At 67.3% G+C, this 21,024-nt stretch carries 20 protein-coding genes; 10 read left to right on the top strand and 10 right to left on the bottom strand.

Going from position 1 to position 21,024, the window contains the following annotated elements; all coding sequences use genetic code 11:
- Both eno and FRZ44_RS12360 read right to left on the bottom strand, forming a co-directional pair.
- The gene (gene eno / locus FRZ44_RS12365; protein ID WP_151177478.1) at positions 1-1,281 is read right to left on the bottom strand and encodes a phosphopyruvate hydratase; all 1,281 of its coding nucleotides are present in this window, start codon (positions 1,279-1,281) and stop codon (positions 1-3) included.
- A 99-nt stretch (positions 1,282-1,380) separates the two neighbouring features.
- On the bottom strand, positions 1,381-1,920 hold the full coding sequence (locus FRZ44_RS12360; RefSeq protein WP_151177477.1) for a DinB family protein: 540 nt from the start codon (positions 1,918-1,920) through the stop codon (positions 1,381-1,383).
- Between the two features lie 164 nt (positions 1,921-2,084).
- Between FRZ44_RS12360 and FRZ44_RS12355 the strand changes: the two genes are divergently transcribed.
- Complete coding sequence (locus FRZ44_RS12355) at positions 2,085-2,798, top strand: GNAT family N-acetyltransferase (RefSeq protein WP_151177476.1); 714 nt, start codon at positions 2,085-2,087, stop codon at positions 2,796-2,798.
- 15 nt (positions 2,799-2,813) lie between these two features.
- Here the strand turns inward: FRZ44_RS12355 and FRZ44_RS12350 are convergent, their stop codons facing one another.
- The 5 genes from FRZ44_RS12350 to tpiA form a co-directional block, all read right to left on the bottom strand.
- A complete protein-coding gene (locus FRZ44_RS12350) occupies positions 2,814-3,563 on the bottom strand; it encodes an alpha/beta hydrolase (protein WP_191908555.1) in 750 nt (249 codons plus the stop codon).
- A 126-nt stretch (positions 3,564-3,689) separates the two neighbouring features.
- Positions 3,690-4,523 (bottom strand): 3-deoxy-8-phosphooctulonate synthase, encoded by an 834-nt coding sequence (gene kdsA, locus FRZ44_RS12345; protein WP_151177474.1) that lies wholly within the window; start codon positions 4,521-4,523, stop codon positions 3,690-3,692.
- Between the two features lie 143 nt (positions 4,524-4,666).
- Positions 4,667-6,292 (bottom strand): CTP synthase, encoded by a 1,626-nt coding sequence (locus FRZ44_RS12340; protein WP_151177473.1) that lies wholly within the window; start codon positions 6,290-6,292, stop codon positions 4,667-4,669.
- Between the two features lie 104 nt (positions 6,293-6,396).
- Positions 6,397-6,774 (bottom strand): preprotein translocase subunit SecG, encoded by a 378-nt coding sequence (gene secG, locus FRZ44_RS12335; RefSeq protein ID WP_151177472.1) that lies wholly within the window; start codon positions 6,772-6,774, stop codon positions 6,397-6,399.
- Positions 6,775-6,977: 203 nt separating this feature from the next.
- Positions 6,978-7,742: a triose-phosphate isomerase gene (gene tpiA / locus FRZ44_RS12330; RefSeq protein WP_151177471.1), complete on the bottom strand. Its 765-nt coding sequence runs from the start codon at positions 7,740-7,742 to the stop codon at positions 6,978-6,980.
- A 187-nt stretch (positions 7,743-7,929) separates the two neighbouring features.
- On the opposite strand from tpiA, the gene FRZ44_RS12325 reads away from it, so the two are divergent.
- From FRZ44_RS12325 to FRZ44_RS12315, 3 genes are all read left to right on the top strand, one after another.
- Complete coding sequence (locus tag FRZ44_RS12325) at positions 7,930-9,816, top strand: peptidyl-prolyl cis-trans isomerase (RefSeq protein ID WP_151177470.1); 1,887 nt, start codon at positions 7,930-7,932, stop codon at positions 9,814-9,816.
- Between the two features lie 3 nt (positions 9,817-9,819).
- Complete coding sequence (gene trpE / locus FRZ44_RS12320) at positions 9,820-11,334, top strand: anthranilate synthase component I (RefSeq protein ID WP_151177469.1); 1,515 nt, start codon at positions 9,820-9,822, stop codon at positions 11,332-11,334.
- Positions 11,335-11,556: 222 nt separating this feature from the next.
- Complete coding sequence (locus FRZ44_RS12315; RefSeq protein ID WP_191908554.1) at positions 11,557-12,450, top strand: DMT family transporter; 894 nt, start codon at positions 11,557-11,559, stop codon at positions 12,448-12,450.
- Positions 12,451-12,469: 19 nt separating this feature from the next.
- On the opposite strand, the gene FRZ44_RS12310 is transcribed toward FRZ44_RS12315, so the two are convergent.
- Positions 12,470-13,711 (bottom strand): divergent polysaccharide deacetylase family protein, encoded by a 1,242-nt coding sequence (locus tag FRZ44_RS12310; RefSeq protein ID WP_151177467.1) that lies wholly within the window; start codon positions 13,709-13,711, stop codon positions 12,470-12,472.
- Positions 13,712-13,874: 163 nt separating this feature from the next.
- Here FRZ44_RS12310 and FRZ44_RS12305 point away from each other — a divergent pair, with 163 nt between their 5' ends.
- The 6 genes from FRZ44_RS12305 (at position 13,875) to lexA (ending at position 18,937) form a co-directional block, all read left to right on the top strand.
- Positions 13,875-14,474, top strand: a complete 600-nt coding sequence (locus FRZ44_RS12305; RefSeq protein WP_151177466.1) for an anthranilate synthase component II — start codon at positions 13,875-13,877, stop codon at positions 14,472-14,474.
- Positions 14,471-15,523, top strand: a complete 1,053-nt coding sequence (trpD, locus tag FRZ44_RS12300; protein WP_151177465.1) for an anthranilate phosphoribosyltransferase — start codon at positions 14,471-14,473, stop codon at positions 15,521-15,523. The genes FRZ44_RS12305 and trpD overlap by 4 nt, the downstream gene beginning before the upstream one ends.
- On the top strand, positions 15,520-16,335 hold the full coding sequence (trpC, locus tag FRZ44_RS12295) for an indole-3-glycerol phosphate synthase TrpC (RefSeq protein WP_151177464.1): 816 nt from the start codon (positions 15,520-15,522) through the stop codon (positions 16,333-16,335). The genes trpD and trpC overlap by 4 nt, the downstream gene beginning before the upstream one ends.
- 11 nt (positions 16,336-16,346) lie before the next feature.
- On the top strand, positions 16,347-16,853 hold the full coding sequence (gene moaC, locus FRZ44_RS12290; protein ID WP_151177463.1) for a cyclic pyranopterin monophosphate synthase MoaC: 507 nt from the start codon (positions 16,347-16,349) through the stop codon (positions 16,851-16,853).
- A complete protein-coding gene (locus FRZ44_RS12285; RefSeq protein ID WP_151177462.1) occupies positions 16,850-18,061 on the top strand; it encodes a molybdopterin molybdotransferase MoeA in 1,212 nt (403 codons plus the stop codon). The genes moaC and FRZ44_RS12285 overlap by 4 nt, the downstream gene beginning before the upstream one ends.
- 168 nt (positions 18,062-18,229) lie before the next feature.
- The gene (lexA, locus tag FRZ44_RS12280) at positions 18,230-18,937 is read left to right on the top strand and encodes a transcriptional repressor LexA (RefSeq protein WP_151177461.1); all 708 of its coding nucleotides are present in this window, start codon (positions 18,230-18,232) and stop codon (positions 18,935-18,937) included.
- 32 nt (positions 18,938-18,969) lie between these two features.
- Here the strand turns inward: lexA and FRZ44_RS12275 are convergent, their stop codons facing one another.
- Both FRZ44_RS12275 and FRZ44_RS12270 read right to left on the bottom strand, forming a co-directional pair.
- Positions 18,970-19,491 (bottom strand): NADH-quinone oxidoreductase subunit B family protein, encoded by a 522-nt coding sequence (locus FRZ44_RS12275; RefSeq protein WP_151177460.1) that lies wholly within the window; start codon positions 19,489-19,491, stop codon positions 18,970-18,972.
- Positions 19,492-19,501: 10 nt separating this feature from the next.
- Positions 19,502-21,022, bottom strand: coding sequence for a hydrogenase large subunit (locus FRZ44_RS12270; RefSeq protein WP_151177459.1), 1,521 nt, complete (start codon positions 21,020-21,022; stop codon positions 19,502-19,504).
- Between the last annotated feature and the right edge of the window lie 2 nt (positions 21,023-21,024).

Raw genomic sequence — 21,024 nt, 5'->3', positions numbered from 1 at the left:
TTATCCTCGTGCGAGAGCGCTCCGGCCCGGATAGATCGCGCTCTGGCCCAGCTCCTGCTCGATGCGCAGCAACTGATTGTATTTCGCCAGGCGGTCCGAGCGGCTGAGCGAGCCGGTTTTGATCTGGCCGCAATTGGTGGCGACCGCGAGATCGGCGATGGTGGAATCCTCTGTCTCGCCCGAGCGATGCGACATCACCGCGCGATAGCCCGCCTTGTGCGCGACCTCGACGGTCTCGAGCGTCTCGGTCAGCGTGCCGATCTGGTTGACCTTGACCAGCACTGCATTGGCGACGCCCTTGGCGATGCCTTCCGCGAGGCGCTTGGGGTTGGTCACGAAGAGATCGTCGCCGACGAGCTGCACCTTGGCGCCCAGCGCGCGCGTCAATTCGGCCCAGCCGTCCCAATCGTCCTCGGCCATGCCGTCCTCGATGGTGACGATCGGATAGCGCTTCACCAGATCCTCGTAGAACTTCACCATCCCGCCAGCATCGAGCGTCTTGCCCTCGCCTTCCATCACATACTTGCCGTTTTTGTAGAATTCGCTGGCGGCGACGTCGAGGCCGAGCGCCACCTGCTCGCCCGGCTTGTAGCCCGCGCGCTCAATCGCCTTCATGATCGTGGCCAGCGCCACGTCGGCACTGGCGAGATTGGGCGCGAAGCCGCCCTCGTCGCCGACATTGGTCGAATGGCCGGCGCCCTTGAGCTCGGCTTTCAGCGCATGGAACACCTCGACGCCGATGCGCAGGGCTTCGGCGAAGCTGGGCGCCTTCACCGGCAGGATCATGAATTCCTGGAAGTCGATCGGGTTGTCGGCGTGGGCGCCGCCATTGACGATGTTCATCAGCGGCACCGGCAGCTTGCGCGCCGCCGTGCCCCCGACATAGCGATAGAGCGGCAGGCCGGCATGCTGGGCCGCGGCCTTGGCGACGGCGAGGCTGACGCCGAGGATGGCGTTGGCGCCGAGCCGGCTCTTGTTAGGCGTGCCGTCGAGCTCGATCAGCATGCGATCGACCTTGGCCTGCTCCTCGGCCTCGATGCCCGAGAGCGCGTCGAGGATCTCGCCATTCACGGCGGCGGCCGCCTCGCGCACGCCCTTGCCGAGATAGCGCTTCTTGTCGCCGTCGCGCTTCTCGACCGCTTCATGGCTGCCGGTCGAGGCGCCGGAGGGCACGGCCGCGCGGCCGAAGGCGCCGCTTTCGAGATGCACATCGACCTCGACCGTGGGATTGCCACGGCTGTCGAGAATCTCGCGGCCGCTGATGTCGAGAATGGCGGACATGGGTGAAAGGTCCCCTTCCAATATGACGATTCTGTGGTGGCCCGGCCGGCGCCAGGAGAGACGAGCCGGTACCGTTACCGGCCGCTTATAGGGCGGCAGTCAGGGCAACTCAAGCGCGGCCAGATCGGGCGCGCGCAGGGGCTGATCCTCGATCAGGAAGAACTCGTCGAGCTGCGGCGGCGGCACCGAGGTTCCCGCCAGCATGGCGTGAACCTGACCGCGGTGATGGATTTGATGGACGAAGAGGTGGCTCAGAACCGCCGAGGCGGGGTTGACCGGCCGATATCCGTCCGCTCTGCGAATGACCACGGGCGCATCGACAGTCTGCGGGGTCAGCCGCTCGCAATAGGCGATCAACCGAAGGTCCATCGCCTGCTGCGCGGGGGTCAGCTCGGCCAGCGTCCTGTAGGGCAGGTTGTAATCCATGGCGTCGCGGTCCGTCGGCGTCGCCTCGAGCTGATCCAGATAGAGCCAGTCCACCTCCAGGATATGCAGCAGGGTCAGTGGCAGCGACGGAAAGAAGCTCACCCGCTTCTGGTTGAACTCCGCCTCGGTCAAACCGGCGCAGGCCTTGTGCAGCCGATAGTTCGACCAGGCGTTGTTCCGGGCCATGGACCGAAAATGCTGGACCATCTCCATGCTCGATTTCCTCTCTTCGATGCGGCGGGTCGGGGGCGGCGGAGACGACGATTCCCGGGGCCTGCGTTGTCGCCTTTTCCAGCCGGTTCGACAGAGGCCTCAGCCTCGCGCTAGTTTGTCGCCACCGCAACCCATGCCGCGCCCGAACCGGAGAAAAAGACCCGATGTTGCCCGTAGGCCCGACCCTGACGAAATTTCCCTCCGGCAAGCCGCCGATCCACGGAACGCTCGAAGGCCGTTATGTGCGGCTCGAGCTGGTGGATCCGAAGCGTCACGGACATCGACTCTATGTGCAGAGCCATGTTGACGAGGCGACCAAACGACTTTGGACCTACATGCCCTACGGGCCCTGGGACAGCGAAGCCGCCTTCATGACCTGGCTCGAATCCCAGGCGCCGCTGACCGAGCCGCAATTCTATACCGTGGTGGATATCGCGACCGGCGATCCCAAGGGCATGCTGAGCTTCCTCAATATCCGCCCCAGCCAGGGCGTGATCGAGGTCGGCCATATCTGGTACGAGCCGAAGACCCAGCGCACGCGCCTCACGGTCGAGGCCATGTATCTCATGTTCCGCCATGTGTTCGACGAGCTGGGTTATCGCCGGCTCGAATGGAAATGCGATTCGCTCAACGCGCCCTCGCGCTCGGCAGCCTTTCGCTTCGGCTTCCGTTTCGAAGGGATCTTCCGCCAGCACATTGTCTACAAGAATCGCAACCGCGACACAGCGTGGTACGCGATCATGGACCATGAATGGCCCGCGATCCGCGAGAATTTCGAGCGCTGGCTGGAGCCGTCGAACTTCGATGCGGCCGGCCGGCAGAAGAGCTCGCTGGGCGAGGCCAATCGCAGGCTGACCGGCGAAAGCCAGGGTGGCTGAGAGGTCGCTCTCGGGTCACTGCAGCGTCTTCAGCCAATCCTCCACCGCGGCGATCGAGGCATCGGGCGTTCCCACATGGTCGGCATCGACCGCGACATGGCGATCGAGGGGATTGCGGTACACGGATGCGAAGGCCTCGTTGGCGATGCTCTGGCTGTTGTCGCGCGTCCCCGAAACCCACAGCAGCGGGATCGTCAGGCTCGGGAGCACGGTCCGCATCATGGATTTGATCGTGATTATCGGGCTGTGGGGGCCATGAAAGCTCAGGAAGTTGGCGGCGCTGGCTCGAACGAGGACGAGCTTGCCTGACACGATGTCGGAGAACGCGACGATCGTCCGTTCTTGTCCGGCTTCCACCATATGTTGCGCGGTCTCGCGGCTCAGGACGAACTTGGGAAAGGGCGACGGGTTGACCGGATCGGCGGCTGGCGCCAACGCGATGATGCCGGCGAGCCCGGTGTGGTCGGCGCCATAATAGAGTGCGACCGTGCCGCCCAGGCTCATGCCGGTGACGACGATCCTCGTGGCGCCTTGGACCTTCAAGCCGGCGATGGCCTTGTCGATCTCGGCCACGCAATCCGCTAGCGATTTGTCGAAGATCCGGGTCTTCGACCAGCACATCTCGGGCGTGTCGACGATGTAACCCGAAGTCCTCAACGCTGCGGCGAGCTTGGCGAGCTGCGTCGGCATGCCGGTCTTGCCGTGCATCAGCACCAAGCCGATGCGATCAGCCGCAGGCGCAGGCGTGGCGACAATCAGAATCACGAAAAACGCCGATAACAGCGAGGCCCATCGCATCGAGAAATCCCCTTTTGGATTTCCCCGATGCTAGAGGCGCCGTGACGTCAATCGCAAATTACAGTCGGGACAGACCCGTCGGGGCCGGTGTCTTCAAGCCGCGGCCTTGGCGACCTTGTCGAACGCCATCAGCCGCCGTAGCAGTTCCGGCATCTGCTTCAAATGCACCATGTTGGGACCGTCCGAGGGCGCATGGTCGGGGTCCTGGTGGGTCTCCATGAAGACGCCGGCGACGCCGACCGCGACCGCCGCGCGCGCCAGCACCGGCACGAACTCGCGCTGTCCGCCCGTCGAGGTCCCCTGCCCGCCCGGCTGCTGCACCGAATGGGTGGCGTCGAACACGACCGGATAGCCGCTCTCGGCCATGATCGGCAGGCTGCGCATGTCGGAGACCAGCGTGTTGTAGCCGAAGGAAGCGCCGCGCTCGGTCTGGAGGATGTTCTGGTTGCCGGTCGAGGCGATCTTGGCCACGACGTTCTTCATGTCCCAGGGCGCCAGGAACTGGCCCTTCTTCACATTGATGGTCTTGCCGGTCTCGGCCGCGGCCAGCAGCAGGTCGGTCTGGCGGCAGAGGAAGGCCGGGATCTGCAGGATGTCCACCGCTTCGGCGACCGGTTCGCATTGCTCGACCGAATGGATGTCGGTGAGGATCGGGCAGCCATAGGTCTCGCGCAGCTCGGCCATGATCGGCAGGCTCTTCGCCATGCCCAAGCCCCGCTCGCCCTTGAGGCTGGTGCGGTTGGCCTTGTCGAACGAGGTCTTGTAGACGAGGCCGATGCCGAGCCTGGCCGTCAGCTCCGACAGCGCCTGGCACATCTCATGCGCATGGGCGCGGGATTCGAGCTGGCAGGGCCCCGCGATCAGCGACAGGGGCTTGTCGTTGCCGAAGGTTACCTGGCCGACATGAACGTGGCGTTGCTGGGTCATGGGGGTGTGTCCGATCATTCGTTTCGTTCTGTCACCCTCGGGCTTGACCCGAGGGTCCAGGGGCAGTGCCACGGTTTGCGGGTCGTCCCCTGGATGCCCGGGTCAAGCCCGGGCATGACAAGCAGAGAGGGCTCGCGCGGTGCTTACACCAACCGGCTCTGCTCGAGGGCGGCGTGGATGAAGGAGGTGAAGAGCGGGTGCGGCTCGAAGGGCTTGGATTTCAGCTCCGGGTGGAACTGCACGCCGATGAACCAGGGATGCTCTGGAATCTCGACGATCTCGGGCAGGATCCCGTCGGGCGACATGCCGGAGAAGCGCAGGCCCACCTGCTCCAGCCGGTCCTTGTAGTTGATGTTCACCTCGTAGCGATGGCGGTGCCGCTCGCTGATATGGAGCCGTCCATAGATGTCGGCGACCTGGCTGCCTTCGGCCAGGTTGCAGTCATAGGCGCCGAGCCGCATGGTGCCGCCGAGATCGCTGTTCGAGCTGCGCCGCTCGACCTGGTTGCCCTTCACCCACTCGGTCATGAGACCGACCACCGCATCTTCGCAAGGACCGAACTCGGTCGAGCCCGCCCGCTCGATGCCGGCCAGATGCCGCGCCGCCTCGATCACGGCCATCTGCATGCCGAAACAGATGCCGAAATAGGGCACCTTGCGCTCGCGCGCGAACCGCGCCGCCGCGATCTTGCCCTCGGCCCCACGCTCACCGAAGCCGCCCGGCACCAGGATGCCGTTGACGTCCTCGAGATGATGGACCGCGTCCTCGCGCTCGAAGATCTCGGAATCGATCCAGTTCAGCTTGACCTTGGCATTGTTGGCGATGCCGCCATGGGTGAGCGCCTCGGCCAGCGACTTGTAGCTGTCGAGCAACGCCGTGTATTTGCCCACCACCGCGATCTGGACGTTGCTTTCCGGCTCGCGCACGCGAGTCACGACATGATGCCAGTTGGCGAGCGCGGGCTCCTTGCTGTCCAGCTTGAAATGCCGGCAGACTTCGGTGTCGAAACCCTGCTCGTGATAGGCGATCGGCACCCGGTAGATCGTGTCGACATCGAGGGCGGGGATCACCGCCTCGGGTCGCAGATTGCAGAACAGCGCGATCTTGCGCCGCGATTCCGGCGAGATCGGACGGTCGCAGCGGCAGAGCAGGAGATCCGGCCGGATGCCGACGCCTTGCAGCTCCTTGACCGAATGCTGGGTCGGCTTGGTCTTGAGCTCGCCGGCCGAAGGGATCCAGGGCACCAGCGTCAGATGCACGAACATCGAGCGTTCCGGCCCCAGCTCGTTGCCGAGCTGGCGGATCGCTTCGAGGAAGGGCAGGCTTTCGATATCGCCGACCGTGCCGCCGACCTCACAGATCAGGAAATCCTCGCCATGGAGATCGGCGGTGACGAATTCCTTGATGGCGTCGGTGACATGGGGAATGACCTGCACCGTGGCGCCGAGATAGTCGCCGCGCCGCTCGCGCGCGATCACGGTCGAGTAGATGCGTCCCGAGGTGACGTTGTCGCTGCGCCGCGAGGCGACGCCGGTGAAGCGCTCGTAATGGCCGAGATCGAGATCGGTCTCGGCCCCGTCATCGGTGACATAGACCTCGCCATGCTGGGTCGGGCTCATCGTGCCCGGATCGACATTGAGATAGGGGTCCAGCTTGCGCAGACGCACCTTGAATCCGCGCGCCTGAAGAAGCGCGCCGAGGGCCGCTGCGGAGAGTCCTTTGCCGAGAGAGGAGACCACGCCGCCGGTGACAAATATGAACCGCGTCATGGGAGACCTTTATCCCTCGATTTGAACCCGCGCCGCAAGCACAGCCGCGCGCATGGCGCCCATGCAGCGCGCGAGCCGCAGAAACCCTTGAATTCCTGAACCGGCTACTGCTGTCCGAGCGGGACGCTGGGCGCCGTTGGAGTCGTCGGCGCGGTGGTGCCCGTGCCGGTGCCCGAGTCGCTCGGCTGCAGCGGCTGCTCCTGCGCGGGCGGCGGCGTGGCCTGATCGAAGATCGAGACCGGCCCGGTGCCATGGCGCGCGAGCAGCGCCAGCAGGATGCTGGTGGCGATGAAGCAGGCGGCGATGATCGCCGTGGTGCGCGTCAGCAGGTTCGCCTGGCCGCGACCGGAGAGGAACCCGCCCATGCCGCCGCTGCCGGCGGTGCCGAGACCGATGCCACCGCCCTCGCTGCGTTGCATCAGCACGACGGCGATGAGCGCGACCGCGAGCATCAAGTGAATCACCAGCACGACCTGTTGCATCGGGGAACCCTGGGTTCTGTCAGTCGGAAGCGATCGGTCCTGATTCCGGACGATCCGGATCGGGTAGCGCCGGAAGGCGCCGGGCGACCGTCAAACGCGCGCCGTTCTACCCGCTTCCCGCGTCCGATGCCAGTGGCAAGTTTGACGCGGTCGAGCAAGGGGTTAGGACCGGTTTTGGAGCCCTTTCGCGGCGCGGCGCCCGATCAGGCGCAGGCGCGCGCGATGGTGAGGAAATCCTCGGCCTTGAGGCTGGCGCCGCCCACGAGCGCCCCGTCGACGCCATCGATGGCCAGGATCTCCGCGGCATTGCTGCTTTTGACGGAGCCGCCATAGAGGATCCGCATGCGATCGGATTCGGCGCCCAGATGACGCTTCAGCTCGGCTCTGAGAGCCTGATGCATCGCGCCGATATCGGCCGTGGTCGGCGTGCGGCCCGTGCCGATCGCCCAAACCGGCTCATAGGCCACGACCAAGCCATCGGCGCTGGCGCCCACCGGCAGGGAGCCGGCGAGTTGCGCCGCCACGACCTTCAGGGCGTCGCCGCGCTCGCGCATGGCCAGAGTTTCGCCGACGCAGACAATAGGAATGAGGGTCGCCGCCATCGCCGCCTCGGCCTTGGCCTTCACCTCGGCGTCGGTTTCGCCGTGATCGGCACGCCGTTCGGAATGACCGACGATGACGAAGCGGCAGCCGATATCGGCCAGCATCGGCGCGGCCAGATCGCCGGTGTGGGCGCCGCTCGGCTTGTGATGGCAGTCCTGCGCCCCCAGACGCACCGGCGAGCCCTTGAGACGGTCGCCGACCAGAGAGAGCAGCGTGGCCGGCGGACAGACCAGCAATTCGCAGCGCCAGGCCCCGCCCCGCACGCCGGCCAGCACCGCATCGGTCAATGCCAGGCCGTCGGCCTTGAGCCCGTTCATCTTCCAGTTCCCGGCGACCAGGGGTCGGCGTCCGGCGCGGTCGGTCATGGTTTACCCTCTTCAGCAGCGCGAAAGCAGCGTGTGGCCGCGGGTGGTAGCATGAGGCAGGACCCGGACGCCACCGCCCTGCCCCCGGGGCTTTCGGTGGGCTTTCCCCTGTTGCCGGGCCGGGGGGCCGACCCTATGATGCCCGCCGTTTTTCCGCGCCCTTTCGGCGCCTTCGGATCCCATCCTCATGCTCATCGCGCTTCGCAGCAAGGCCGCCAACTGGGTCATCAAGATCCTTTTCGCCTTCTTGGTCCTCTCCTTCGGCGTCTGGGGCATCGGCGACATGCTGCGGCAGCGCGTCCAGGCCCCCAATCTGGCGACGATCGGCAGTATCAAGATCACCAGTCCGGAGCTGCAGGACGAGTTCGACCACCAGATGCGCCAGTACCGCCAGGTGTTCGGCGAGAATTTTACCAACGAGCAGGCGAAGCAGCTGGGACTGGTCGACCGGGTCATGGCAGGCCTGGTCGTCCGCGCCCTTTACGACACTTATGCGCAGCGCCTCCATCTGACGGTCAGCGACGCGCAGGTCCGCGAGCAGATCAAGACCGACCCGATGTTCAAGAACAGCGTCGGCGAGTTCGACCTCGGCCGCTTTGCCGCCTTCCTGCAGGAGGTGCGCAACAGTGAGGGCCAGTATGTGGCCGCCCAGCGCAAGGAAATGCTGCGCCAGGAGATCGTGTCGGCCGTCTCCGTCGGGGCGGTCGCGCCGAAGCCCCTGACCGACCGGCTCTATCGCTATCGCAACGAGACGCGCGTCGCGGAAACCTTCGTCGTCGCCGACAACGCGATGCCGGAGCCGGCCGAGCCGACCGATGACGAGGCCAAGGCCTTCTATGACGCCCACCCGGACCAGTTCCAGGCCCCGGAATATCGCAGCCTGGCGATGGTCCGGCTGACGCCCGACCAGTTTGCGGCCGGCCTGACGGTGGCGGACGACAAGCTCCAGGAAGCCTATCAACAGCGCGCGAAGGAGTTCGACCAGCCCGAGCGCCGCGACGTCGAGCAGATGGTGTTCTCGGATCAGGGCAAGGCGCAGGAAGCCGTGGCCAAGCTGGCCGCGGGCGGCGATTTCGCGCAGGTCGCGCAGGAAATGACGGGCGCGCCGCCGGTGCCGCTGGGCAAGCTCGAGAAGAGCAGCTTCGTCACCGACCTCCAGGCCCTGACTGATGCCGCCTTCGCGACCGATGCCGGCAAGACCGCGGGCCCGATCCAGACGCCGCTGGGATGGCATGTGATCCATGTGATGACGGTCGAGCCCGAAGTGAAGTCGACCTTCGAGCAGGCCCGTCCCCAACTCGAGAAGGAGCTGGTCAAGGAGCTGGCCATCAACAAGATGATCGACACCGCCAACCAGCTCGACGATGCGCTGGCCGGCGGCGCCAATCTCGAGGATGCGGCCAAGACCCTCGGGCTCCCCGTCACCAAGATCGACCAGGTCGATGCGCAGGGCCTGGCCCCCGACGGCCAGCCGGTCGCCGACGTCGCCGGCAATCAGCTCGTCCTCGGCCTCGCCACCGCAACGGAAGTCGGGACGACCTCCAGCCTCACCGAGGACCCGAATGGCGGCTATGTGATCGTGAAGGTCGACGGCTCGACCCCGGCGGCGACGCGTCCGCTCGATCAGGTCCGCACGCAGGTCGTGGCGGCCTGGAAGGCCGCCGAGCGCGACAAGGCCGCCGCAGCCCGCGCCGGCGAGCTCGCCGGCAAGTTGGGGCTGAATGGCGATATCCAGGCCCTCGCCGCCGAGGTCCAGGGCACGGTCGCGACCTCAAAGCCGGTCACGCGCAGCGCCAACGACGCCGAGGCGCATGTGACGCCGGATCTCGTGACCAAGCTGTTCTCGCTGCAGACGGGCCAGACCGCGACGGTCCCGGTCCAGGGCGGCCATGTGGTCGCGCGGCTGACGACGATCAACGAGGCCAACCCCGCGACCGATCCGGCCGGCGTCGACGCGCTGCAGAAGGAACTCGACGCCGCCTATCAGGGCGACGTGGTGCAGCAGTTCGGTGATTCGCTCCGCCGCGAGATCGGGGTGACGATCAACCAGCCCGCCATCGACGCGATGTTCTGAGCCATGCGCGTCGAGCCAAGCCTGGAAGACGTCGAAGCCCGCTATCGCGCCGGCCACCCCACCGTCGTCTGGACCCGGCTGGTCGCCGACCTGGAAACGCCGGTCTCGGCGATGCTGAAGCTCTGCGACGGCAAGCCGAACAGCTTCCTGCTCGAATCCGTCGAAGGCGGCGCCGTTCGCGGGCGCTATTCGCTCATCGGCCTGCAGCCGGACCTGATCTGGCGCTGCCATGGCGACAAGGCCGAGATCAATCGCAAGGCGCGCTTCGATGCCAACCGCTTCGAACCCGTTACCGGCGGGGCGATCGCCTCGCTGCGCGCGCTGATCGAGGAATCGAAGATCGAGCTGCCCGAAGGCCTGCCGCCGATGGCGGCGGGCCTGTTCGGCTATCTCGGCTACGACATGGTGCGGCTGATGGAGAAGCTGCCCGACATCCAGCCCGACAGGCTGGGCCTGCCGGACGGCGTCTTCCTGCGGCCGACGATCATGGCGGTGTTCGACAATGTCGAGGACATCGTCACGGTGGTGACGCCGGTGCGCCCGCAGACCGGGCTCGATGCGCGCGCCGCCTATAACCTCGCCTGCGAGCGGCTGGCGGCTGCGGTCGAGCATTTCGACCGCAACCTGCCGCAGCAGCGCGAGGCTGCCGGCGGCCCTGCCGAGCTGCCCGAGCCCAGCTCCAACATGGCCTCGTCGAAGTTCCACGCCATGGTGCAGAAGGCGAAGGAATACATCCTCGCCGGCGACATCTTCCAGGTGGTGCTGTCGCAGCGCTTCAGCCTGCCCTTCAAGCTGTCGCCCTTCGCGCTCTATCGCTCGCTGCGCCGCCTCAACCCCTCGCCCTTCCTCTTCTTCCTCGATTTCGGCGGCTTCTCCGTCGTCGGATCGAGCCCCGAGATCCTGGTGCGGCTGCGCGACAAGAAAGTCACGATCCGCCCCATCGCCGGCACGCGCCGCCGCGGTGCCAGCGCGGTCGAGGACAAGGCGCTGGCGGAAGACCTCCTGGGTGATCCCAAGGAACGCGCCGAACATCTCATGCTGCTCGATCTCGGCCGCAACGATGTCGGCCGCGTCGCCAAGATCGGCAGCGTCAAGGTCACGGAAAAATACACCATCGAGTACTACTCGCATGTCATGCATATCGTCTCGAACGTCGAGGGCGAGATCGATCCCCAGCATGACGCGATGGATGCGCTGATCGCGGGCTTCCCCGCCGGCACGGTCTCGGGCGCGCCCAAGGTGCGCGCGATGGAGATTATCGAGGAGCTGGAGCCCGAGCGCCGCGGCCTCTATGGCGGTGCGGTCGGCTATTTCGCGGCCGATGGCGCGATGGACACCTGCATCGCGCTCAGGACCGCCGTCGTGAAGGACGGCGTCATGTATGTGCAGGCCGGCGGCGGCATCGTCTATGACAGTTCCCCCGACGGCGAGTTCCAGGAGAGCGTCAACAAGGCCAAGGCGCTGGTGCGCGCCGCGCAGGAAGCGGTGCGCTTCGCGTCGGGCGGGCGGAACCGGTAGCCGGTAGGGTCACTCCCGCGAAAGCGGGGGCCCATTTCGATCCAACGCGTCCAGCTGAGCCTTAGGTCCCCGCTTTCGCGGGGATGACGATGGGGGCGGTGGCAACCATCGAGAATGTCGCTTTCCAATCTTGGCTCCGCAGCGACACTCCGCCCGACATTGCACCCTGCCCGCATTATCTAGATGCTGCCGCAAACGCCGCAACGCGCGCAGAGGCCCGTATTGACGAGCACCGACAGCACCCGGCGGGCCATCGAGGACCGGCCTGTGATCGGCGCCCTGACCATGGTGGGTGCGCTGGCGATCCTGCCGGGCATGGATGCGATCGCGAAGCTTCTGTCCGGCCATCTGCCGGTGCTCGAAATCGTCTGGGCGCGCTACGTGGTCTATGCGTTGCTGCTCCTGCCGGCGGCCCTCCGTCGGCATGGGCTCGCTCTCTTCCGGCCCCGGCGCCCGCTGTGGCAGCTTCTGCGCGGCGGACTGATGGCGCTCTCGGCCATGATGTTCTTCTCGGCCGTCGCCCGGATTCCGCTGGCGGATGCGATGTCGGTCTTCTTCGTCTATCCGCTGCTCATCCTCGTCATCTCTGCCCTGTTCATGGGCGAAGCGATCGGCTGGCAGCGATGGCTGCTGGTCCTGCTCGGTTTCGTCGGCGCGATCCTGGTGATCCGGCCCTCGATCCATGGCGTGTCGCCGGGCGTGCTCTTCGCGCTCGCCTCCGGCACGGCGTACGGCTCGGCCCTTGTCGCGACGCGCAAGCTCGCCTCGCACGACCCTGCGCTGGTGACGGCGACGATCTCGGCCGTCTTGGGCGCCGTCGTCTTCTCCCTCCTCGTCCCCTTCGTCTGGAAAACGCCCGACCTCGAGGATTGGCCCCTGCTGGCGCTGATCGGCGTGATCGCGACTGCGGGGCATTTCCTGATCATCGCCGCACACCGCATGGCGACCGCCTCTCAACTGGCGCCCTATGGCTATACGGAGATCGTTGCCGCCATCCTGTTCGGCTTCATCGTCTTCGGCGATCTGCCGGACCCGATCGTCTGGCTTGGGATCGCCGTCATCGTCGCCAGCGGCATCGCGGTGACCTGGTCGAACAGCCGGGCGAAGGCCTCCTGACGCGCAACCCGCTCGGCCGTCATCCCGTCACGCCATTCATGCGGCGCACGATGGCGCTGATCGGTACCAGCACGAAGCCGCGTTGTGCCGCCGTCGGCAGCCAGCGCTGGAGCGCCGCGATCGTCGCCGGATGCGGATGGCCGATGCCCACCGCATAGCCGCGCTTGCGGGCGATGCGCTCGAGCTCGGCCAGCATCTGGTCGATCTTGGCCGGGCTCTGGTCGTCGTCGAGGAACACGTCGCGGTCGGCATGGGGCACGCCATAGGCGGCCGCCTCCTTCGAGCCGACGCTGTCCGCGATGGTGCGGGAGTCGAGGAACAGCAGTCCGCGCTCGCGCAATGCCTGCATCACCAGGTTCATGCCCTCGGTCGAGCGGCTGAACTTGCTGCCCATATGGTTGTTGATGCCGACGATGCCCGAGAGCCGCGTCAGGTCCCAATCGAGCCGGCGCTTCAGCTCCCCGGGCGCGAGGTCGGTGCGCAGCGCGTCCGGGCCTGCATCGAGGCTCGGATCCATCGGCTCCATCGGGACATGGAGCATCAGCTCGTGGCCATGCTCGCGCGCCAGCGCCGACTGCTGGTCGAGATGCTCCGCATAGGTCATGAAGGAGATCGTCAATGGCCCCGGCAGGGCGATGGCGCGGGCCGAGTTGGCGCGATCGAGCCCGACATCGTCGATGACGATGGCGATCATCGGCCGGCCTCGCGTGTCGGGCACCGGCACGGCATAGGCGAGCCAGGTCGCCGAGCCGCCGACGCTGGGCAGGCTCGGCGCCGCACCGGTGGCTGACGTCGCGGGCGCGGGCCGGGCGATCAGGGCCGCGACCTCGTCCGGCTCGTTGCTGGAGTCGAGCACGGCGGGCGCGCTCGAGGATTCCTCGTAGACGGGGGCAGTGGGCGTCGGCGGCGGTGCCACCGCGTCGGTCGGCGGCACCGGGGGCTTCGCCAACGGCTCGGGAATGAAGGTGGAGAGGACAGCGGTCGAGGAACTCGGGGCCGGCGCCGACGCCACGACCGGATGCGGCTTCGAGGATGCGAACCAGCCCTGGCTGAAACCCACGGCCACGACGCCCAGCAGCAGGGCCAGCAACAGCCAGAGCGGCGGGCCCGCCAGCCGCAGCAGCGACCGGCGCCAGCTGGGTTTCGGCGCCCGGCCGCGCCGCCGCGGGCCGATCGGGAAGATCGACGAACGCGCGGACCCGCGACCCGAGGAACGCTTCTTGCTCCCTGCCCCGCGGCCGTTGCGCCGGCGTGCCGTCATGCTGGAATGCCTGTCCTATCCTGGAAGAATGCCCGCGCTTCTATCATATCTGACCCCGAGTCCGAGGGCCGCTGCCGGCCTTGGACCGGCCTTCCCGGCCCTGCTATAACCAACCCTGAGGCCATTCGCAGGGCGCTGCAGCAGGCGCCCCCAAGGATTTGAAATGTTTCTGTTAATCGACAACTACGACAGCTTTACCTACAACCTCTATCACTATCTGGGCGAGCTTGGCGCCGAGATGGTGGTGCGGCGTAATGACAAGATCGCCGTGGCCGAAGCGATGGCGCTGAAGCCGCAGGGCATCATCATCTCGCCGGGGCCCTGCGACCCCGATCGCGCCGGCATCTGCCTCGACCTGATCGGCGCCGCCAAGGGCAAGATCCCGATCCTCGGCGTCTGCCTCGGTCATCAGGCGATCGGCCAGGCTTTCGGCGGCAAGGTGGTCCGGGCCCCCCTGCCGATGCATGGCAAGGTCAGCCGCGTGATCCATCGCGGCACCGACATCTTCGCCGACATCCCGAGCCCCTTCACCGGCACGCGCTATCACTCGCTCATCGTCGAGCGCGACGGCTTCCCTCAGGAGTTGGAGATCACGGCCGAGACCGAGGACGGCATCGTGATGGGCCTCGCCCATCGCGAACTGCCGATCTTCGGCGTGCAGTTCCATCCCGAGAGCATCGCCTCGGAGCATGGCCATCGGCTGCTCGCCAATTTCCTGCGCCGCTGCGGCCATAATGCGCAGGCCATGAGGCTGTCGGCATGACCGCTGCGCCCGCGCCGGCTCCGGCTGGCGATCTGAAGCCGCTGATCGGTGCGGTCGCGTCCGGCCGGAAACTCAGCGAGAGCGAGGCGGAGCAGGCCTTCGACATCATGATGTCGGGCAACGCGACGCCCTCGCAGCTGGGCGCGTTCCTGATGGGCTTGCGGGTGCGCGGCGAGACGGTCGAGGAGATCACCGGCGCCGTGCGCGCCATGCGCGCCAAGATGACCCGCATCGAGGCGCCGGCCGGGGCGATCGACACCTGCGGCACCGGCGGCGATCAATCCGGCAGCTGGAACATCTCGACCGGGGCGGCCCTGGTCGTGGCGGCCGCGGGCGTGCCCGTCGCCAAGCATGGCAACCGCGCCATGTCGTCCAAGACCGGCACCGCCGACGTGCTGCAGGCGCTCGGCGTCAATATCGAAGCCGATATGAGCCTGGTGAAGAAGGCCCTGTGGGAGGCCGGCATCTGCCTGATGCTGGCGCCGCGCCATCACAGCGCGATGCGGCATGTCGGCCCGACCCGTGTCGAGCTCGGCACCCGCACCATTTTCAACCTCATGGGTCCGCTCTCCAACCCCGCCGGCGCCAAGCGGCAGCTCATCGGCGTGTTCTCACGCGACTGGATCGAGACCATGGCGACGGTGCTGGGCCGGCTCGGCACCGAGAGCGCCTGGGTCGTCCATGGCTCCGACGGCATGGACGAGATCACCACGACCGGCCCCACCCATGTGGCCGAGCTCAAGGGCGGCAAGGTGCGGAGCTTCGAGGTGAAACCCGAGGATATCGGGCTGCGCCGCGCCAGCGCGGCCGACCTCAAGGGCGGCGATTCCGCGACCAATGCGCTGGCGCTCACGGCCCTGCTCGACGGGCATCCGGGTCCCTATCGCGACGTGGTGCTGTTCAACGCCGCCGCGGCCTTGATGCTGGCCGGCAAAGCAGCCGACCTGAAGGCCGGCAAGGCCCTGGCGGAGGCCGCGATCGATTCCGGCAAGGCGCGGGCGGTGCTGGAGAAGCTCGTTACCATCACCAACGGACCGGTGCCGGCATGAGCGACGTGCTGCAGAAAATCTGCGCCGACAAGCTCGTCCATGTGGCGCGCCGCAAGACCGAGCGCCCGCTGGTCGCGGTCGAGGCGGCGGCGAAGGCGCAGAGCCCGACCCGCGGCTTCGGCGATCGCCTGGCGGCCGCGGTCGCTGCCGGCCGTTTCGGCCTGATTGCCGAGATCAAGAAGGCGTCGCCCAGCAAGGGCCTGATCCGGGAGGACTTCCACCCGGCGAACCTGGCGAGGTCCTATGCCGTGGGCGGGGCAACCTGCCTGTCGGTCCTGACCGACGAGCCCTATTTCCAGGGTCGCGACGAGTATCTGACGGCGGCACGCGCCGCTTGCGATCTGCCGGCCCTGCGCAAGGACTTCATGCTTGATCCCTACCAGATCGCGGAGGCGCGGGCACTGGGCGCCGATTGCGTGCTGCTGATCATGGCGGCGCTCTCCGATGCGCAGGCGGCCGAGCTCGAGGCCGTCGCGCAATATTGGAAGATGGACGTGCTTGTTGAAGTTCACGATCAGGTCGAGCTCGAGCGCGCGCTGAAGCTGAAGGCCCGGCTGCTCGGGATCAATAATCGCAATCTCAAGACCTTGAAGGTCGATCTTGCGACCACCGAGGCGCTGGCGCCACGGGTGCCGAAGGACCGGCTCATCGTGGCCGAGAGCGGCCTGGAATCGCCCGAGGATCTGGTGCGCATGAGCAGGGTCGGCGCCTCGATCTTCCTGATCGGCGAATCTCTGATGCGCCAGCCTGACGTCGCGGGCGCCACGGCGATGCTGCTGTCGCGCGCCGCGCTCGCGCGCCGCTCCGCCTGAGACAGCGGGCGATGGCACGAAAATCCCGGAAGACGAAGCCGTCTCGCCTCACCCATTTCGACGAGGCGGGCCGCGCGCAGATGGTCGATGTCTCGGCCAAGCCCGCGACCGAGCGCATCGCCGTGGCCTCGGGCCATGTCACGGTCGCCAGACAGACGATGCGACTCATCCGTGCCGGCCAGGTGAAGAAGGGCGACGTGCTGTCGGTCGCCGAGCTCGCCGGCATCATGGGGGCGAAGCGCACCCATGAGCTCATCCCGCTCTGCCATCCGCTGGCGCTGAGCGCTCTCTCGGTCGTGCTGAAGCCGAATCTCCGCCAGAGCCGGATCGACATCACGGCGACGGTCAAGACCACCGGTCCCACCGGCGTCGAAATGGAAGCGCTGACAGCGGTCTCGGTCGCGGCCCTCACCGTCTATGACATGTGCAAGGCGGTCGATCGCGGCATGGTGCTGGGCGATATCCGGCTCGAGCATAAGAGCGGCGGAAAATCCGGTACCTACGAGCGCGGGCGATGATTCCGGTCGAACAGGCGCAAGCTGAGATCTGCGCGGCCTTCCGGCCGCTGCCGGCCGAGCAGGTCGGTCTCGCCGACGCGCTGGGCCGGGTGCTGGCCGAGGATGTGACGGCGCGCGTGAGCCACCCGCCCTTTGCCGTCTCGGCGATGGACGGCTATGCGGTGCGCGCCGCCGACGTGACGAAGGCACCGGTGAGGCTGAAGCTGGTCGGTACCGCGCCGGCCGGCGGACACTATGAAGGCCACGTCGGCCCCGGCGAGGCGGTGCGGATTCTGACTGGCGGTCCCCTGCCCCACGGGGCCGACAGCATCGTCATCCAGGAGAACGCCAAGCGCGACGGCGACAGCGTCGAGCTGACCGCGGCGGCCGAGCCTGGGCGCCATATCCGCGCCAAGGGCCAGGATTTCGAGGAAGGGCGCGTCCTGTTCCGCGCGGGCGCCCGGCTGACGGCGCGCGACATCGGATTGGCGGCCGCCGCCAACCGGCCCTGGCTCAAGGTGCGCCGCCGCCCGCGCGTGGCCATCCTCAGCACCGGCGACGAGTTGTCGATGCCCGGGGAGCCGATCGGGCCCGCGGGCATCGTCGGGTCCAACGGTCTGGCGCTGGCGGCCTTCGTGCGGGCTTGCGGCGGCGATCCCGTCGATCTCGGCATCGCCCGGGACGATTCGGGCGTGCTGGCCGAGATGCTGGCCGGCGCGGCCGGTGCCGACCTGCTGATCACCACCGGCGGCGCCTCGGTCGGCGACCACGATCTGGTCCAGGAGGCGCTTGCCGGACAGGGCATGAAACTCGCCTTCTGGAAGATCGCCATGCGGCCCGGCAAACCGGTCATGTTCGGCCGGCTCGGCAACACGCCCGTGCTGGGCCTGCCGGGCAACCCCGTCTCGGCCCTGGTCTGCTCGCTGCTGTTCGTGAAACCGGCCTTCGCCGTGATGGAGGGTCGTGAGGTCGAGGATGAAAGCGAAACCGCCATCCTGGGCAGCGACCTCAAGGCGAACGACCAGCGCCAGGACTATTTGCGGGCGCGTCTCACCCTCAACGCACAGGGCGCCCTGGTGGCGGTGCCGATGGAGCGGCAGGACAGCGCAATGATGGCCTTCCTGGCCCAGGCCGATGGGTTGCTCATCCGCGCCCCCCATGCGCCCGCTGCCAAGGTGGGCGACGCTGTGCGGGTTCTGCGATTCCACCGGGATTTGATGGGGCTCTAGGCCGAGTCTGATTCGCCGGTGCAACCGGCCTCCGCGACTCTGGGCCTTACCCAGCCTGTGGAAAAACCTTGACCCCTTCCGGGAACCAAACTAGAACGTGTGTCGTCGTTTAGGTTTTGTTCCATATCTTGGGGGTGCCGGTTCGTCCGGCCGCGAGGAAAGCCATCAATGCTCACGCGCAAGCAGAACGAGCTCCTGCATTTCATCAATAAGCGCCTGACCGACGCGGGCGTTTCGCCTTCGTTCGACGAGATGAAGGAAGCGCTGGGACTGAAATCCAAGTCCGGCATCCACCGCCTGATCACCGGCCTCGAGGAGCGCGGCTTCATCCGCCGCCTGCCCCACCGGGCCCGGGCGCTGGAGGTCCTGAAGCTGCCCGATGCCGTGGGAATCACCACCTCGACCCGGCCCACGGCCACGGGCTTCGCCCCGACCGTCATCCGCGGCGATTTCGCGGGCGCCCTCCCCGGCGCCCCCCTCGCCCGCGACGTCGAGGCGGTTCAACTTCCCCTTTATGGCCGGATCGCCGCCGGTACCCCGATCGAGGCGCTGCGCGACAGCTCCAGCTTCGTCGACGTGCCGGCCGGCCTCCTGGGCCGGGGCGAGTATTACGCGCTCGAGGTCGACGGCGATTCGATGATCAACGCCGGCATCCTCGACGGCGACACGGTCGTGATCGAGCGGGTCGACAATGCCGACAACGGCACCATCGTGGTGGCCCTGGTCGACAACAACGAGGCGACCTTGAAGCGGCTGCGCCGGAAGGGCGATTCGATCGCCCTCGAGCCCGCGAACCCGGCCTATGAGACGCGAATCTTTGGGCCCGACCGGGTCCGCGTTCAGGGCCGGCTTATCGGCCTGCTGCGCCGCTACTGACCGCCGGCTAGGCCCGCGCGACCGCGCGGGCCTCACCGGGCCTTGTCCACCTGCAGCAGCGCCAGCAATCCTTTGAGAAGCTGCGTCGGGCTCGGCGGACAGCCCCGGATATGCAGGTCGACCGGAATGGCGGCCGATACCCCGCCCAGGCACGCATAGCTCCCCGCGAACATGCCGCCATCGAGCGCGCAATCGCCCGCGGCCACGACCCATTTCGGGTCGGGCGTCGCGCGGTAGGTGCGTTCGAGGGCGATCTGCATGTTCCGGGTCACGGGTCCCGTGACCAGCAGCACGTCCGCATGCCGCGGCGAGGCGACGAAGCGCAGGCCGAAGCGCTCAAGATCGTAGAATGGGTTGCCGAGGGCGTTGATCTCCAGCTCGCAGCCATTGCAGGAGCCCGCATCGACCTGTCGGATCGAAAGGCTGCGCCCCAGCTTGCGGCGCGCGTTGCGTTCGAGCGCCGCCGCCAGCTCGGCCAGGGCGCTCTCGTCCGGCGCGGGCGGCGGCTCGGTCAGCGTGCCCTTCGCGAGATTGTCGAACAGGATCCTGTGCATGCCGGTCTCCCTAGAGGTCCTGGCCGGAATAGGAGCAGTTGAAGGACTTATTGCAGAGCGGGAAGTCGGCGACGATGTTGCCCTCGATCGCGGCCTCCAGCACCGGCCATTGGAACCAGGACGGATCGCGCATATGGCAGCGCGCCACCTTGCCGTCGGCGTCGAGGCGCAGCCAGACGAGGATATCGCCCCGGAACCCCTCGACGATCGCCATGCCCTCGGTGGCGTTGCCTGAACCCTGGTTGAGGCCGACGCGGACCGGGCCCGCGGGCAGGCGGTCGAGGATCTGCTCGACCAGCGCCAGGCTTTGCTCCACCTCCCAGATTCGGATCCAGACGCGGGCGTTCACATCGCCTTCGGTCGCGACCCGCACGTCGAATTGCAGCTGGTCGTAGGGCGCATAGGGGAACGCGCGGCGGGCGTCGAAGTCCCGGCCCGACGCCCGGCCGACATAGCCGCCGCAGCCGAACTGGCGCGCCAGTTCGGGCGTGAGCCGGCCGGTGCCGACGGTGCGGTCCTGCAGCGAGGCGGTGTTGTCGTAGAGCTTGATCAGGGTGGGGAAATGCCGGCGCGCCTCCTGCAGAAGGCCGCGCAAGGCGGCGATCCCGTCTGCGCCAAGATCGGCTGCGACGCCGCCCGGCAGGATGCGGTCCCGCATCAGACGGTGGCCGAAGCAGGCCTCCGCCGCGCGCAACACACGCTCGCGCAAGGTGCCGCATTGCGCATGCATCACGACGAAGGAGGCGTCGTTGCAGATGGCGCCGATATCGCCGAAGTGATTGGCGAGGCGCTCCATCTCGGCCATCAGGGCCCGGAGCCAGACGGCCCTTGCGGGAACCTCGATCTGCAGCGCCGTTTCCGCCGCGCGCGAGAAGGCCAAGGCATAGGCCACCGTGCTGTCGCCGGACGTCCGGCCCGCGAGCTTGACGGCCTGCTCCAGGCCCGCCTCCCGCATCAGCCCGTCGATGCCCTTGTGGGCGTAGCCCAGCCGTTCCTCCAGCCGGACGACGGCCTCGCCATTCACGGTGAAGCGGAAATGACCGGGCTCGATGACGCTGGCATGGACCGGGCCCACGGCGATCCGGTGAAGCCCTTCGCCCTCCGCCTCCAGGAAATTGTAGGCGGGCATGGGCGCAACAGGAGATGGGGTCCATTCGCCGAGCGGATGGCGGACGCCCCAGCTCCCATGATCCAGCCAGGGTCGCGAATCCGAGGCACCTTCCGCCTCGAGCCCGTACAAATCCTGGATCGTCCGTTCGAGGCGTACCGTCGGCGGATGCAGCCGGCCGATCGACGGAAATTTTCCGTTCGCGCAATCGAGACTCAGAATTCCGGGACCGGCCTGCGGCTCCGCGAGCAAAGCCATATGGACGGCGCCGCTGTCGGCCCAAAGACCGAGCAAGGTCCAATGCCCTTCGGCGAGCAACTGCCCGGCTGTCTGCCACAGCTCCGCATCGACCTGGACGCGTGGCCAGGGGCGAGCGCCCGGCACGGCGCGGCCCCGTTGCATCAGCTCGGCAAGTGTCGGCATGG

It is taken from the genome of Hypericibacter terrae (assembly GCF_008728855.1).
In the GTDB taxonomy this organism is placed as follows: Bacteria; Pseudomonadota; Alphaproteobacteria; order Dongiales; family Dongiaceae; genus Hypericibacter; species Hypericibacter terrae.
The sequence above is the reverse complement of the archived record's forward strand: the minus strand, read 5'-3'. Positions and strand labels throughout refer to the sequence as shown.